Genomic DNA, 15,709 nt, shown 5'->3' with positions numbered 1-15,709 from the left:
TGGTGGTACTTAATGCTGGGAGGGTGCGACATCGTGCGCAGGTGATTGAACAAGACTTAACTTAATATTTCGCAATTGCAGGTGTATCGTATTCGCCCTTCATCGTCGGCACCTGGCAAGGTGCCGGCATGTTGTTCCTGGCATTACGAGGTACCTGTGGCATGTCCTTTACCCGGCGACAAATACTCGGTGGCCTGACTGGCCTTGTGGCAATCGGCCTGGGCGCCGGCGGCGCATCCCGTTATTGGCTGGGGCGCACTGACCCTGATGCCGGCCACGACTACGAGTTGATTGCTGCCCCGCTGGATGTAGAGCTGGTCTCTGGGTACAAGACCGAGGCTTGGGCATTCGGCCCGTCGGCACCTGGAACCGAGTTGCGAGTGCGCCAGGGGGAATGGCTGCGCGTGCGTTTCATCAACCGCCTGCCAGTAGCCACTACCATTCATTGGCACGGTATCCGCCTGCCGCTGGAAATGGATGGGGTACCTTACGTTTCGCAGTTGCCGGTATTACCGGGCGAATACTTCGATTACAAGTTCCGCGTGCCGGATGCCGGCAGTTACTGGTACCACCCGCATGTGAACAGTTCCGAAGAACTCGGCAAGGGCCTGGTAGGTCCATTGATTGTCGAGGAGCGCGAGCCTACCGGTTTCAAGCATGAGCGCACCTTGAGCCTGAAAAACTGGCATGTGGACGAGCAGGGCGCGTACCTGCCCTTCAGTATTGCCCGTGAAGCTGCCCGCGGGGGCACTGCCGGTCGCCTGATCACCATCAATGGCCAGGCCAATGCGGTCGTTGATATGCCCGAAGGGCAAATTGTCCGGGTGCGCCTGCTTAATCTGGACAATACGCTGACCTACCGCATCAACCTGAAAGGCAACTTCGAGGCGCGTATTTATGCGCTCGACGGTAACCCGATTACGCCAAGGCCGTTGGGCAAGGACTACTGGCTTGGGCCTGGCATGCGTATTTGCCTGGCAATCAAGATGCCACCGGCGGGTGAGGAGTTGTCCCTGCGCGATGGTTCCGTGCGCCTGGGCACCTTGCGTTCGGTGGCCAGCAATGAAGCACCAGGCGAGTGGCCCCCGGAGTTGCCGGCCAACCCGGTCGCCGAGCCGGACCTGGCCAATGCCGAGAAGCTCAATTTCAATTTTGAATGGGTAGGGTCGGTGTCGGTGAACACCGAGAATGGCAAGCCGCCAAGCCTATGGCAGATCAACGGTCAGGCCTGGGATATCACCGACAAGACCTGTGCAGATCGGCCGATCGCGACGCTGACCAAGGGCAAGAGCTACATCTTCGAACTCAAGAATATGACCCAGTACCAGCACCCTATTCATTTGCATGGCATGAGCTTCAAGGTTCTCAGTTCGAACCGGCACAAGTTCGCGCAGCAGTACTTCACTGATACGTACCTGCTGGGCAAGAACGAGAGTGCACAAGTGGCCTTGGTTGCTGATAACCCGGGAACCTGGATGTTTCATTGTCACGTGATCGACCATATGGAAACCGGCCTGATGGCCGCTATCGAGGTCGTCTGATGCGTCAGCCGCAAATTATCGATCGCAGCCGTGATCAGGAATTCATGCGTCTGGCTCTGGAGCTGGCTGCGCAGGGTGCAGCGCGGGGTGAAGTGCCGGTGGGCGCCGTTCTGGTGCAACATGGCCAGGTCATTGGTCGTGGCTTCAATTGCCCGATCAGTGGCAGTGATCCGAGTGCGCATGCCGAGATGGTCGCCATCCGTGCCGCTGCCCAGGCAGCGAGTAACTATCGTCTGCCTGGAAGCACCCTGTACGTAACGCTGGAGCCCTGCAGTATGTGTGCCGGGCTCATCGTTCACGCACGCATCGCTAGGGTGGTGTATGGGGCGCTGGAGCCCAAGGCGGGCATCGTACAGAGCCAGGGGCAGTTCTTTACCCAAGGTTTCCTCAATCATCGTGTGATGTTCGAGGGTGGGGTACTGGCAGAGGAATGCGGCACGATCCTTTCCGAATTCTTCAAGGCGCGCCGCGCCAAGGCTTGAGTGACGCCACTGTGGCAGGCGTGGGACGCGTTAGAGGGGAGGTGTCTGCTCGGTCGGCTTGGTCTTGTCGACGCCAGGGACATGCAGGTTGCCATCAGCGACCTGGCTGCCTTCGAGCTGTGGCTGGGTTACCCAGGTGAGGATGTCGTAATAGCGGCGGATGTTGGCCACGAAATGTACGGGCTCGCCGCCTCGGGCATAGCCATAGCGGGTTTTGCTGTACCACTGCTTCTGTGCCAGGCGCGGCAGCATTTTTTTCACATCCAGCCATTTGTTCGGGTTCAAGCCCTCGCGTTTGGCCAGCTTGCGCGCATCCTCCAGATGGCCACCGCCGACGTTGTACGCCGCCAGGGCGAACCAGGTTCGGTCCGGCTCCTTGATCGAGTCGTCCAGTGCTTCTTTGACGTGCATGAAATACTTGGCCCCGCCGCGAATGCTTTGCACCGGGTCCAGACGGTTGGACACGCCCATGGCCTGGGCTGTGCGCTGGGTTAGCATCATCAGGCCGCGTACGCCGGTCTTTGAGGTGACTTCAGCCTGCCACATCGATTCCTGGTAACCGATCGCTGCCAACAAGCGCCAGTCGACCTGTTCTTTTTTCGCGGACGCCTTGAAGTGCTTTTCGTAGCGTGGCAAACGCTGCTGCAAATGTTGGGCAAAGGTGTAGGCGCCCACATAGCCGAGTACATCGACATGGCCGTAATAGCGATCTTTCAGGCGCTGTAAGGTGCCATTTTTCTGAACTTTGTCGAGAAATTCGTTGATTTCGTTGAGGAGACTGTTGTCGTCGCCGGCAGCCACTGCCCAACGTTGATCGCGGGAATCGCCAAGATCGAAGGCGACGCGCACCTTGGGGAAGTAGACCTGATTCATCGCCAGTTCGTTGGAGTCGACCAGGGTCAGGTCGATTTGGCCTTCATCGACCATACGCAGCAGGTCGACCACTTCTACTGCATCAGATTCTTCGTACTCGAGCGCGGGATATTGCTTTTTGAGCTCGGCCAATTGCTCGGCATGAGTGCTGCCCTTGAGCACCATAATCTTCTTGCCGACCAGGTCCTTGGCATCGGTCGGCCGCGAACGACCATTGCGGTAGATAATCTGTGGGGTCACTTCAAGGTAGGGGTGGGAAAAACGTACCTGTGACCTGCGCTGCTCGCTGCTGACCAGGCCTGCAGCTGCTACCACCGGTCCGGAAGGCTTGCCGAGCTGGTCGTACAATTCGTCGAGATTGTCGGCTGTTTCGATTTTAAGCTCGACCCCGAGGTCGTCGGCAAAGCGCTTGACCAATTCGTATTCGAAGCCGGTTTCGCCGTTGCGGTCCTCGAAGTAGGTAGCAGGGCTGTTGCGAGTAATCACGCGCAGTACACCGTCCTCCTTGACGCGCTCCAGGGTGCTGGGTTTTTCAACACAGGCACCGAGCATCAGGAAGAGTCCGGTTGCGATGAGCCATTTGGCGCAGCGCTGGCGCAAAGCAGTTTGGGCGAACATAGGTTGCAGTATACGCAAAGGACTGGTCCCGCCATATCTCGACAACTGTTTGCTTGTCTGCTAGCACGCTTTGCGCTATTTACGCGGTAAGGCTCCGGACAGGCCGGTTTTTTGACCCCTGAGTCCGCTTTACTCCACCGACATGCGGCTGCGTCAGAATGCTGTGTTGCGGGTGCCGGAAGCGACGGATTTAGGCTAGAATGCACGGCCTCTAAGCACACCCCCTTCCTGAGGCTGTCCCGACGATGTTGATCCTGCGCGGCGCTCCTGCCCTTTCTGCCTTTCGCCACGGTAAATTACTCGAGCAATTGAGTCAGAAAGTCCCCGCTGTTAGTGGTTTGTACGCTGAATTCGCTCATTTCGCCGAGGTTGACGGCGATCTGACTGCCGACCAACAGCAAGTGCTCGCGCGCTTGCTCAAGTACGGTCCGAGCGTACCGGTACAGGAGCCTAGTGGTCGCCTGTTCCTGGTAATGCCGCGATTCGGTACCATCTCGCCCTGGTCGAGCAAGGCCAGCGACATTGCCCACAACTGCGGCCTGGAAAATGTCCGGCGCCTGGAGCGCGGTATTGCCTTCTACGTCAGCGGCCAGCTGAGCGAAGCCGATGCTGTCAACGTAGCCGACATCCTGCACGATCGCATGACTCAAATGGTCCTGAGCAAGCTCGAAGAGGCCGCTGGTCTGTTCAGTCATGCCGAGCCCAAGCCGATGACCTCGGTGGATATCCTCGGCGGTGGTCGTGCTGCACTGGTACAGGCGAACACCGACCTGGGTCTGGCACTGGCAGAAGACGAGATCGACTACCTGGTCGAGGCCTTCCAGACGCTTGCGCGCAACCCGAATGACATCGAACTGATGATGTTCGCCCAGGCCAACTCCGAGCACTGCCGCCACAAGATTTTCAACGCCAGTTGGGATATCGACGGCCAGAGCCAGGAAAAAAGCCTGTTCGGCATGATCAAGAACACCTACCAGATGCACAGCGAAGGCGTGTTGTCCGCTTACAAGGACAACGCCTCGGTGATCGTCGGTAACGTCGCCGGCCGGTTCTTCCCGAACCCTGAAACCCGCCAATACGGCGCGGTGCAGGAACCGGTGCACATCCTGATGAAGGTCGAGACCCACAACCACCCGACCGCCATCTCGCCATTCTCCGGTGCTTCAACAGGTTCCGGCGGCGAAATTCGCGATGAAGGTGCCACAGGTCGCGGCGCCAAGCCAAAAGCAGGTCTCACCGGTTTCACCGTTTCCAACCTGCAGATCCCAGGCTTCGAACAGCCATGGGAGAAGGCCTACGGCAAGCCTGAGCGCATCGTTACCGCGCTGGACATCATGATTGATGGCCCGCTGGGTGGCGCGGCCTTCAACAACGAGTTCGGTCGTCCGGCTCTCACTGGCTACTTCCGTACTTTCGAGCAGTCGATCACCACACCTCATGGCGAAGAAGTGCGCGGCTACCACAAGCCGATCATGCTCGCCGGTGGTATGGGCAACATCCGCGAAGATCACGTCCAGAAGGCCGAAATCACCGTGGGCGCCAAGCTGATCGTCCTCGGTGGCCCGGCCATGCTGATCGGCCTGGGCGGTGGTGCGGCATCCTCCGTAGCCACTGGCGCCAGCTCTGCGGACCTGGATTTCGCTTCGGTACAGCGTGAAAACCCTGAAATGGAACGCCGCTGTCAGGAGGTCATCGACCGCTGCTGGCAGCTGGGTGAGCAGAACCCGATCGCTTTCATCCACGATGTGGGTGCGGGCGGTATTTCCAACGCCTTCCCTGAGCTGGTCAACGACGGTGGTCGTGGCGGTCGTTTCGAACTGCGTAACGTGCCTAACGACGAGCCGGGCATGGCCCCCCATGAAATCTGGAGCAACGAATCCCAGGAACGTTACGTCCTGGCAGTCGATGCTGCCGACTTCGAACGCTTCCAGGCCATCTGCGAGCGTGAGCGCTGCCCATTCGCCGTGGTCGGTGAAGCCACTGAAGAACCGCACCTGACCGTTACCGACAGCCACTTCGGCAACAGTCCAGTGGACATGCCGCTCGAAGTGCTGCTGGGCAAGCCACCGCGTATGCACCGTTCGGTTACCCGTGAAGCAGAGCAGGGTGACGACTTCGATCCGTCGGGCCTTGAGTTGAACGACTCGGTCGAACGCGTGTTGCGTCACCCGGCCGTGGCCAGCAAGAGCTTCCTGATCACCATTGGCGACCGGACCATTACCGGCCTGGTTGCCCGTGACCAGATGGTGGGTCCTTGGCAGGTTCCGGTGGCCGACGTTGCTGTCACCGCGACCAGCTTCGACGTCTACACCGGTGAAGCGATGGCGATGGGCGAGCGTACGCCGCTGGCACTGCTGGACGCTCCGGCCTCCGGGCGCATGGCTATCGGCGAAACGCTGACCAACATGGCCGCTTCGCGTATTGCCAAGCTTTCCGACATCAAACTGTCGGCCAACTGGATGTCCGCAGCTGGTCACCCAGGCGAAGACGCGCGTCTGTACGACACCGTCAAGGCTGTCGGTATGGAACTGTGCCCTGAGTTGGGCCTGACCATTCCGGTCGGCAAGGACTCCATGTCGATGAAGACCAAGTGGAGCGAAGAAGGTGCGGAGAAATCCGTCACCTCGCCGCTGTCGCTGATTGTCACCGGTTTTGCCCCGGTAACCGACATTCGCAAGACCCTGACCCCGCAACTGCGCATGGACAAGGGCGAAACCGACCTGATTCTGATCGACCTGGGTCGTGGTCAGAACCGCATGGGCGCCTCGATCCTGGCCCAGACTCACGGCAAGCTGGGTAGCCAGGCGCCGGACGTCGATGATGCCGAAGACCTCAAGGCGTTCTTTGCAGTGATTCAGGGCTTGAACGCGGATGGCCATTTGCTGGCCTATCACGACCGTTCCGACGGCGGCCTGATGACCACCGTGCTGGAAATGGCTTTCGCCGGTCATTGCGGCCTGGAGCTGGAACTGGACACCCTGACCAGCAAACGCGAAAAGATTGCCGCCATTCTGTTCAACGAAGAACTGGGTGCGGTCATCCAGGTGCATCAGGACGCTACCCCGGATGTACTGGCGCAGTTCAGCGCTGCCGGCCTGGGTGAAGACTGCGTCGCGGTTATCGGTCAGCCGATCAACAACGGTGAAGTGGTGATCAACTTCGCTGGCGAACAGTTGTTCCAGGGCGACCGTCGTCTCCTGCAGCGCCAGTGGGCCGAGACCAGCTACCAGATCCAGCGCCTGCGTGACAACGCCGACTGCGCCGATCAAGAGTTCGAAGGTCTGCTCGAAGAAGACAATCCGGGCCTGAGCGTCAAGCTCGGCTTCGACGTCAACCACGACATCGCTGCGCCTTACATCAAGAAGGGTATTCGTCCTCAGGTGGCGGTGCTGCGCGAGCAGGGCGTCAACGGTCAGGTCGAGATGGCTGCGGCTTTCGATCGTGCCGGGTTCAACGCAATCGATGTGCACATGAGCGATATTCTCGCCGGTCGCATTGACCTGGACGCGTTCAAAGGCCTGGTGGCTTGCGGTGGCTTTTCCTATGGTGACGTGCTCGGCGCCGGCGAAGGCTGGGCCAAGTCGGCGCTGTTCAACAACCGTGCGCGTGATGCCTTCCAGGGCTTCTTCGAGCGCACCGACAGCTTCACCCTCGGTGTGTGCAACGGTTGCCAGATGATGTCCAACTTGCACGAACTTATTCCTGGCACCGACCTGTGGCCGCATTTTGTGCGCAACCGCTCCGAACAGTTCGAAGCCCGCGTGGCCATGGTTCAGGTTCAGGAGTCGAACTCGATCTTCCTGCAAGGCATGGCCGGTTCGCGCATGCCGATCGCCATCGCTCACGGTGAAGGCCATGCCGAATTCGAAAGCGAAGAAGCGCTGCTGGAAGCGGATCTGTCCGGTTGCGTGGCACTGCGCTTTGTCGATAACCATGGCAAGGTTACTGAAACCTACCCTGCCAACCCGAACGGTTCGCCGCGTGGCATCACTGGCCTTACCAGCCGCGACGGTCGCGTTACCATCATGATGCCGCACCCAGAGCGGGTTTTCCGTGCCGTGCAGAACTCCTGGCGCCCGGATGACTGGAACGAAGACGCCGCTTGGATGCGCATGTTCCGCAACGCGCGGGTGTGGGTGAACTAAGGGTGTACAAACTCGCCTTCTTCGTCCCGCCCAGCCATGTGGAAGTGGTCAAGGCCGCTGTGTTCGCCGCAGGTGGCGGACGCATCGGCGACTACGACTGCTGTGCCTGGCAGGTGCTGGGCCAGGGCCAGTTCCGCCCGTTGGACGGTAGCCAGCCGTTTATCGGGCAAACGGGCGTGGTTGAACAGGTCGAAGAGTGGCGGGTAGAACTGGTGGTGGCTGACGAGCTGATTCAGTCGGCGGTCGCTGCGCTCAAGCACAGTCACCCTTACCAGACACCGGCTTATGAGGTTTGGCAGCTCGCCAGTTTCTGAGGTTTTATAAGCTGTATCGCGGGGCAAGCCCGCTCCTGCCCGTTAGGGGGGAGCGGGCTTGCCCCGCGCTGCTTTTCAGCTCCTCAATTGCTGGATTTGCTGATCAAGCTCGATGCCAGAACGGTCCTGCGGTCATGGCCGCTGGTGCTGACCAGACCAAGGTCGACGGCGTTTTCGCCTTCGCCGCTGTTCGCCGAGCTGTAGTGCTCGATCAAGCCGCTGATCAGATCCACTGGGGCATTTGAAGCGTTGACGTTTACGGCGCGACGGTAGTCTCGACCATTCAGGGTTTCCTGGCTAATCGGACCGTTGCCGAGTTCGACCTTGTCATGGGCTGCCTGTACCCGGGCACCTGAAAGCGCGGTTTCGCCACCGACCATCAAGGTTACGCCGTCACGGCCACTGAGCAGGCTTTGACTGGTCACGCTGTCACGCTGGGTGTGTTCGATGTCGAGCTTGAATGTCGGCGACAGCTTCGGGTCGGCGGTCTGAACCAAGGGCCCAACCTGTTTTTCCACCTTACCGGCAAATGGCCCAGCCAGGGCGGTAGCGGCGTTGATGTAGCCTTGCGGGTTTTTTTCCTGGCTAAGGCGTGCGTCGGCATCCACCTTCAAGGTGTTGATCCGGTCCTGGCGACTGGCAACGCGAAGATCACCGCCAATCTTGCCCTCTATAGCTTCGGCTTCCATGCGTACACCTTCCAGGCGAGTGTCGGTCAGGCTATTGAGGGTGATGTGTTTGGCCCGCCACTCGCTGTTTGCATAAGTCAGGTTGTCGCGTCGATCAATGTTCGCTTCTGCCCGGGCATACAACCCACGAGTGGATTGCTCGGAGGTTGCGCCAGGTGCGCCGCTGACCCCAGCACCTGCGGTAATTTCCTGGTTATTGCGCTGCTCGGTATTGCTGGTCGCCTCGATGAGTACGCCACCATTGCTGGCGCTGATGTCGACTTCTGCTGCCGAGGCCTTTACACCTTGTAAATGCACGGCGTCGGCGTTTGCCCCGGCACTGCTCGCTGTCAGTTTGCCTGTGGTCGACCATTGAGCTGCACTGCTGCTGGTGCTGCGCTCTTCAGTGTGACCAATGCTCACGTGACCACCGACTCCGCCGCCCTTGCCAGCGGCAGTGCTATTGCCCAGCAGCTCAACGCCGCCTCCTAACAACTTGCCGTGAGCGGTGTGGGAGTCCGTGGCGGCCTTGGCTGCCAATGCATCGTTGCCGTGCAAGCTGATATTTGCGACTTTGGCACTGTTGCTGCCAATGCGGGCCCCTGCCAGTTCAAGTGTTCCACCTGCCTGCAACTGCACGTCGCCCTTGGCGTCGATTGTGGCGATCCTGGCCTGGCTATCGGTAGTGTCGAGCGTGGCGTGATCGAGGTAGCCTCGCAGCTCCAGGCTCGTATCCAAGGGATTGTTGCCCCCCTTGGCCCAAGCGCTACCGTCGAGCTGTTTCAGCTGGCTCTGCTGTTTGTCGTTGGCCTGCTCCAGGCCCAGGTTGCCGTCGGCCAACAGCTTCAAAGAGCCTTGGCCTGCGTCGAAGTGCGTGCCCTCGTAGGCACCGTCGCTGCCCAGTTGTATCTGGATACCCGTCTTTCCGTACAGGCTGCCGGGGTTGGCCGTCTGCCTGAGTTGATCATTTTGCAAAGAGCCGCCCTTGCCCGAAAGGCGCAGGTTGATATCGCTGCCTGTGCTGGTATCGGCGCGTACAGTGGTCTCTACATCCAGGCGTCGGACACTGTTCGCGCTGCTGTTCTGGGCGGCGGCGAAGCGATGGTTCTGTGCCTGAATTGACAATGGCCCCTGCGCGGCGCGGTATTGAGTGCCGGTATCCTCGATTGTGTCGGATTTGATATCGATGCCACCAGCGTTCAACTGGGCGACCTGAGCAGTGGTGGTCTGGCTGATCTCCTCACGGTTCAGATGCTTGAACTCAAGTTCAGCGCCTATTGCCGGAGGCGCCAAGGCGTCTTCGATAGAAGCCTGCTGGAATCGACTGGCTTCTTCGCCCTTGATCAGATTTTCGATAGGACGGGTCAGGCCGCGGTAGGCAACACTGGCGCCCAGGCTTGCCTGCCAGTTCTGTTCGGTCTTGCTGCTGGTCTGGGTGTCATCTACTGCACGGTTTTGCAAGGTGCCGGTGTTCAGTGCCAGCCCCTGACCGGCCGTCACAACCGCGCCCTCGTTGACCATTGTGCCGGTTGCCACACGCAAGTCTTTGTTGCTTTGCAGGCTGCTGCGCTGCGCCTGGCTCGAGTGCTCCTCTAGGTCCTTTTGCTTGTGATAACCGTCAAACGCGCTACCCAGTTTATCGATACCTCCGCTGACAGAGAGCCCCCCACCGTCATCGCGAGTGCTGGTCTTTTGTGACTGCTGGTCATGTGCTGCCACAAGGTTGATGTCCTGCGCATCGACCTGCAGGTCTCCAGCGGTTGCACTGATGCTCGAGCCCTTGATATTGACGTCGCTTTGGCCGTTGATTTTCACCTGTGCGCCCGTCAGGGCGCTGGCAATCTGCTTTTTATCGGCGCGAGTGCTTTCGGTTGTGCTGACGTTGTAGCCTACCGAGGCGTTGTATTGATGAGAGTCGGGTTTACCGTCGGCGGCGTCCTGGGTCTGGCTGGCACTGGCAGTGAAACCTTTGTTTTGCTGGCGGACGCTCAGGCTCTGCGATTGCTCAGCGGTGCCGACGGTGATGTCCTTTTTAGCCTGTAGCTGTAGTTGCTGTCCGGCATCGATCTTGGCCCCCAGTATCCGCAGTTCATCGGCGCTGGCCAGGCGCAGGTTACTTTGTGACGCAACGTCACTGGTCAGTACTTCCTTGCGTTGCTCTTGCTGTTCGCGCTGTTCTTTGATCAACCCGAACAGCTTGCTGTTGCTTGCGCGCTGATTGAGGGAAGTCTGGCTTTGAGCTGCGTCGACTGTCAGCAATCCTTTTTCGCTGAGCACCAGCGCGTCGCCCAGACTGTTCACCTTGGAGCCTTTGATCTGCACCTGCTGCGCAGCCACGGTTAACGCGCCACCGGCGTGAATGGAACTGCCGCTGGCGTTTTGGCCGTTGCCATCGGATTGCTCGTTGGTGCCGAAGAAAGTGCCCGAAGCCAGGTCTCCTCGATAACCTTTTGCATGCATGCTGTTGTTCAGGGTGGTTTCGGCAACCTCCAGGGTGCCAGCTTTTATGTTGGTGTCACCTTTGCTGGAAAGGCTACTGCCAAGCACCTGGGTAGGCCCTGCCGATACGAGGGATATCTGCTGGCCGGAGAGCTCGCTGGGCTTGGCGTTTTCCTTATATTGACGGGTGTCCTGATCCCCGCGCCAAAGGTGTTTGCGATGGTGAATCTGTTCGTCAACCTGCTGGCTGTCAGTCGCGGCAATGATGTTCAGCGTGCTCCCCGCGAGGACGCTCAGGTCTCCTTTGGCCTGCACGGTGGCCGCAACCAGACTGATGTCTTTACCTGCTTGCAGATCGATGTTTTCACTGGCCTGCAATTGACTGGCAAGATGCTTGCGCGCGGTGTGGGTGACTTCTCGGTTGTAGGTTTCGGTAGGAACGAACCACCACTTTTCTTCACGGTTTTCGTGCTCACGGCTCAGCGCTTGGTGCATGCGGGTATCGAGGGTCAGGTTGCTGCCTGCCTTGGCCAAAATCTGCTGCCCTTTGACTTCTACGGCAGACAAACTGAGGTTCTCTGCGGCATTCAGTGTTACCGCGCCATGCTCGGTATTGAGCACGCTGCGCTTGTTTTGCGTGCCGCTGATTGCCAGCCCGCCCTGGGATTGAATGCTTATTCCGTCGCGAGCACGCAGTTGGGTGTCAGCCATCCGCACGCCAGCGCCTTCTGCGGTACTGAGAATTCTGATTCGCCCAGCCTGCATAGCCCCAAACAAGCTGGCATCGACGCTCGAGGTTGGCGCCGCACGATGATCGATTACCTGTTGGTCGGTGCTGCGGACAAGATTTCGGCCCACGGTAAGATTCAGATCGTCGCGCGCCACAAGTGAACCCCGGTTGTCAACGCGGGGTGCAATCAGGTCGAGCGCTCCTTCCAGGTTGCTCTGGCCACCTCGAAGCACTTGCAGGGTGCCAGTGGCGTTGCGGGTATCAAAGTGCTTGATGCTTTGCCCGTCGACTTCGGGGCTGCCGACCAGAAAGCCTGCGCGAGTGGTATTGATAAACGTGCCGCCATTGAGTGTGATGCCATTAGGATTGGCCAGTATGTAGTCCGCGCGGCTGCCGAAAATTTCCTGTGGGCCCTCGATGCGCGAGGCGTTGCGGCTGATGACTTCGTTGAGGATGGTCGAGGCGGCCTGGCCTTGAAATTGCGGGTTGGCAGCCAAAGCCCCGGCCAGTTGCGATTGTCCGGCCTGCACGGCGTTGTTGAGCACCACGCCTGGCGTGTTGACGTTGTAGTCGAGAAATTGATTGTGTGAAAGGCCGCCTGCATTGGGCGCAACAATGTTGATTACCGGCACGCCATGCTGGTTATTGATCAACGCGGTACCGCTAGCACCGGCTGCGGCCTGCAGGCCATTCTCGGCCAGGCTGACGTAGGGAGTGAGCAGGCACAAGGCAATTATCCAGCGCAGGTAATTGGGGCTGATTCGCTCGAAGGTTTGTTCGGACATCATGGTCTCTCTTTTTTGTGGTGGTAATCAGATGTTCACTACCCATTCCAGCAACCAGTAGCCCTTTTCCAACGCTACGCGGGGAGTAGCGCTGGCATAGATGGCGTGCTGGTAGTCGAGCTTCAGTTGACTGTCGGGCAGGCTCAGCTCCAGGCCGGCATGTGCGCCGACCAGACGTTGTGCGGCAGTGCCGTGGCTGAACTTGCTCCAACCCAGGTCCACGCCCAGTTGTGGGCGCAGCACCAGGGCCCGGGGCAGGTCCAGGGCCAGCGGCTGGCTTAGGGTGTTGCGCCAGACGGCGCCATTGGCACCGGCGACCACCTGCTGGCGAAAGCCGCGTACAGCGGTGGTATCACTCAATTGCTGTTGTTCCACGGCAGGGAGCACGTCGGGGCTGTACTGCAGGTTCAAGTCACTTTGCCAACGCCAGGGCCAATTCGGACTGCGACCCTGGCGCATATGCATGAGGGTGGCGCGATACTTTCGAAAATGCGGTTGAGGTGCATTGTCGTGTAATGTTTCACGATCGGCGCCAAACCAGTCCAGGCCCTGACTCACACCCAAGTAGGCGCTCCATAGACCGTCACTGAGCCATAGCAGATTCAGGCCGGCCTCGATTGTGGTGAGCGTGGGGCTTTGGAGTGCCAGGCGCTGTTCGCTCAGACGATTTTCCAGGCGTTTTTGCTCCATGCGCACACTGGCACTGAGCAGTCCCTGCTGATTGCGCCACAGCGTGCGCTCCAGGCTTAAGCCGTAGAAGTCACTTTGGCCGCTGCTGTGCAAGTGTCGACCTGGAAGCTGAGCCTGGTAATGCAGTTGATTGAAGCTCAGGGCGTAGGTCCAGGCACCGTACGGAACGCTGTAGTACACGCCATACCCGCGGCTGTAGCTTGAACCTGACGGGAGTGTGGCGTTAGCCGATACCTGTACGAAGTCATTGAGTTGCAGAGGACTGTCCAGGCTTAAGTTGACGCCCAGCCGCTCGCGCCCGGTCTGTTCGCTGCCGCGATTGTCGAGGCAGCCGCCAAGATGCCAACGGCGCTTGATTTGCCTGGGGACCACCACGACCCGGCTTGCACCTTGGCGACTGCCCGGAAGAATATCGGCACCCAGATCGAATGCCCTCAACCGGTTCAATTGGTCCATGCCTTGCTCCAGTTCAGTCAGGCGCAAGGGTTGTCCCAGCAATGAGGGAAATGCACTGTTCAATGACAGGGGCAAGGCAGGGTCAGCGAGTTCGATCGACTCGACATAGCCTTCGATAATCACAATATCCAGTGTGCCACCGGCGACCAGAGGCGCTGCCAGGTACGGCCGGCTGGCCAAGTAACCGGCCTGGAGGTACCGCTGGGTAATAGCTTTGAGGATCTGATTAATTCGCGCCGGGCTCATGCACGGCAGGATCAACTCTGTAAGCGCGTCACTGAGTTCGGCCGATGACAGTTGCTGGTTGCCTGCCAGGCGCACGCCCTGCAATGGCCAGCACGCACCTGTAACTGCAGGGGTAAGTTGTTTGTCGATTTCGGTGGATGCTTCGTCCGCGCGTTGCAACGTGCGCAGGCGTTGGCGTTGTTCCAGTTGTTCGCGCTGCTGGCGCTGGTCCTGCAGTTGTTGCACCGCTGGATGGCTTTCGGACGCAGTCGAGGGGATGGTCCACAACACGAGACCAAGGGCAAGAGCGCTCAATTGCCCGGGGCGAAGGCATGAGCCAGCGGGTCTGCAGGCAAAAGGCATAAGGTGGCGTCCAGGGCGTTGGGTGCTGAGAACACCCGCGTTTATCCGAATGCACGGATTCTATGGACGCTACTATTCGTTTGGATGCGATACCGGGCCGATAGCGCTGTAGGGCAGAAGTTGGAATTGGGTAGGGAATTTCCGGCGCGATGCGCCGGAGAGGAGAATTGGCAAATTCTCAGGGGCGAATTTCGATCATCGTGCCGTCTGGCACCAGGTTCCAGACCTCGCGCATGTCGCTGTTGGTCATGGCGATGCAGCCTTCGGTCCAGTCCAGGGTATGGAAGACTTCTTCTGGATACTCTTCGTCCAGAGGGGTGCCGTGGATCATGATCATTCCGCCAGGTGGTACGCCTTCGCGCCGCGCACGTGCCGAATCGCTGATGTTCGGGTAAGACACATGCATGGCCAGGTTGTAACGGTCGCTGACTTTGCGCCAATCAATCCAGTAGAAGCCCTCGGGGGTACGCTTGTCGCCTTCGCGCTGTTTGGCGCCCTTGGGCTGTTTGCCCAGGGAGATGCGATAGGTTTTCAGCGGGGACCCGGCGCTGATCAGTTGCAGGCGTCGCTCGGATTTGAGCACCAGGATCTTGTCGATCGAGGATTGCTGGGGCTTGAGTTGCAGAGGCGAGGGCGCGACCTTCTCAATTGGCTTGGTGACGATGGTTTCGGTAAACGCTGCCTGGGACACCGAAGCCACACTGAGGCAGAAAAGGGCAAGCAACCAGCGCATGAAACGATATCCCTGAAAACTAGGTGTTGGGTGACGGAACGAGCAATGGCGGCAAGTATTCGTTGCCAATCGGGTAGTACTGCTCGATACGGTCGCGATAGTAGCATTCTAGGGTACGACTGACGGTCCTGAAAGCCAGCTCGTCCCACGGGATCTCACTTTCATCGAAAAGTCTCACTTCCAGGCTTTCGACGCCGACGGCGAAATCCCGGTCGGCGAGTTCGGCGCGAAAAAATACATGGACCTGGTTGATGTGCGGCAGATCGAATAACTGGTAGAGGCTCATTTGCCCGACCCGGGCGCAGGCTTCCTCGATGGTTTCGCGACGGGCGGCCTGTTCCAGGGTTTCTCCGTTCTCCATAAAGCCCGCCGGCAGGGTCCAGTAGCCGCGCCGTGGCTCGATGGCTCGACGGCACAACAAGACCTGCTGGCCCAGGGTCGGAAGTACCCCGGCGACGATATTGGGATTTTGGTAGTGGACAATGTGACAGTGGTCGCAGACGTAACGCAGGCGAGTATCACCGTCGGGAATACGCTGAATTACCGGATTGGCGCACGCACTGCAGAATTTCATGCTTTTATTCCTATAGGTTGTGCTTATCTTGGCGCGACTTTCATCGCCGCTGCAAGCCGGTTCACCTCAGGGC

9 protein-coding genes are annotated in these 15,709 nt (G+C 59.2%); 4 read left to right on the top strand and 5 right to left on the bottom strand.

Annotated features, from left to right (window positions below; translation table 11 throughout):
- The first annotated feature begins 161 nt into the window (after positions 1-161).
- Positions 162-1,541: a multicopper oxidase family protein gene (locus D3Z90_RS21395; protein ID WP_136479020.1), complete on the top strand. Its 1,380-nt coding sequence runs from the start codon at positions 162-164 to the stop codon at positions 1,539-1,541.
- Positions 1,541-2,023 carry a tRNA adenosine(34) deaminase TadA gene (gene tadA, locus D3Z90_RS21390; RefSeq protein WP_136477907.1) on the top strand — a complete coding sequence of 161 codons (483 nt, stop codon included), beginning with the start codon at positions 1,541-1,543 and terminating at the stop codon, positions 2,021-2,023. Before D3Z90_RS21395 ends, tadA begins: the two co-directional genes overlap by 1 nt.
- Positions 2,024-2,053: 30 nt before the next feature.
- On the opposite strand, the gene mltF is transcribed toward tadA, so the two are convergent.
- Positions 2,054-3,514: a membrane-bound lytic murein transglycosylase MltF gene (mltF, locus tag D3Z90_RS21385; RefSeq protein WP_136479019.1), complete on the bottom strand. Its 1,461-nt coding sequence runs from the start codon at positions 3,512-3,514 to the stop codon at positions 2,054-2,056.
- 245 nt (positions 3,515-3,759) lie between these two features.
- Here mltF and purL point away from each other — a divergent pair, with 245 nt between their 5' ends.
- Both purL and D3Z90_RS21375 read left to right on the top strand, forming a co-directional pair.
- Positions 3,760-7,659, top strand: a complete 3,900-nt coding sequence (gene purL, locus D3Z90_RS21380) for a phosphoribosylformylglycinamidine synthase (RefSeq protein WP_136477906.1) — start codon at positions 3,760-3,762, stop codon at positions 7,657-7,659.
- Positions 7,660-7,661: 2 nt separating this feature from the next.
- Positions 7,662-7,973, top strand: coding sequence for a YqfO family protein (locus D3Z90_RS21375; RefSeq protein WP_136477905.1), 312 nt, complete (start codon positions 7,662-7,664; stop codon positions 7,971-7,973).
- Between the two features lie 83 nt (positions 7,974-8,056).
- Here D3Z90_RS21375 and D3Z90_RS21370 read toward each other — a convergent pair whose 3' ends face one another.
- The 4 genes from D3Z90_RS21370 to D3Z90_RS21355 form a co-directional block, all read right to left on the bottom strand.
- A complete protein-coding gene (locus tag D3Z90_RS21370; protein ID WP_136477904.1) occupies positions 8,057-12,598 on the bottom strand; it encodes a hemagglutinin repeat-containing protein in 4,542 nt (1,513 codons plus the stop codon).
- A gap of 24 nt (positions 12,599-12,622) precedes the next feature.
- Positions 12,623-14,257: a ShlB/FhaC/HecB family hemolysin secretion/activation protein gene (locus tag D3Z90_RS21365; RefSeq protein ID WP_256658267.1), complete on the bottom strand. Its 1,635-nt coding sequence runs from the start codon at positions 14,255-14,257 to the stop codon at positions 12,623-12,625.
- Positions 14,258-14,507: 250 nt separating this feature from the next.
- On the bottom strand, positions 14,508-15,062 hold the full coding sequence (locus tag D3Z90_RS21360; protein WP_136477902.1) for a murein L,D-transpeptidase family protein: 555 nt from the start codon (positions 15,060-15,062) through the stop codon (positions 14,508-14,510).
- A gap of 19 nt (positions 15,063-15,081) precedes the next feature.
- Positions 15,082-15,636, bottom strand: a complete 555-nt coding sequence (locus tag D3Z90_RS21355) for an NUDIX hydrolase (protein ID WP_136477901.1) — start codon at positions 15,634-15,636, stop codon at positions 15,082-15,084.
- Positions 15,637-15,709: the final 73 nt, after the last annotated feature.

Source organism: Pseudomonas sp. DG56-2 (assembly GCF_004803755.1).
GTDB classification, from domain to species: Bacteria; Pseudomonadota; Gammaproteobacteria; order Pseudomonadales; family Pseudomonadaceae; genus Aquipseudomonas; species Aquipseudomonas auratipiscis.
This window is presented reverse-complemented; position numbering and strand designations above follow the sequence as displayed.

Excerpts from the sequence above, each read along its gene's own strand:
- D3Z90_RS21395 (WP_136479020.1), top strand. The coding sequence starts at position 162 with ATGTCCTTTACCCGGCGACAAATACTCGGTGGCCTGACTGGCCTTGTG.
- tadA (WP_136477907.1), top strand. The coding sequence starts at position 1,541 with ATGCGTCAGCCGCAAATTATCGATCGCAGCCGTGATCAGGAATTCATG.
- mltF (WP_136479019.1), bottom strand. The coding sequence starts at position 3,514 with ATGTTCGCCCAAACTGCTTTGCGCCAGCGCTGCGCCAAATGGCTCATC.
- purL (WP_136477906.1), top strand. The coding sequence starts at position 3,760 with ATGTTGATCCTGCGCGGCGCTCCTGCCCTTTCTGCCTTTCGCCACGGT.
- D3Z90_RS21370 (WP_136477904.1), bottom strand. The coding sequence starts at position 12,598 with ATGATGTCCGAACAAACCTTCGAGCGAATCAGCCCCAATTACCTGCGC.
- D3Z90_RS21360 (WP_136477902.1), bottom strand. The coding sequence starts at position 15,062 with ATGCGCTGGTTGCTTGCCCTTTTCTGCCTCAGTGTGGCTTCGGTGTCC.
- D3Z90_RS21355 (WP_136477901.1), bottom strand. The coding sequence starts at position 15,636 with ATGAAATTCTGCAGTGCGTGCGCCAATCCGGTAATTCAGCGTATTCCC.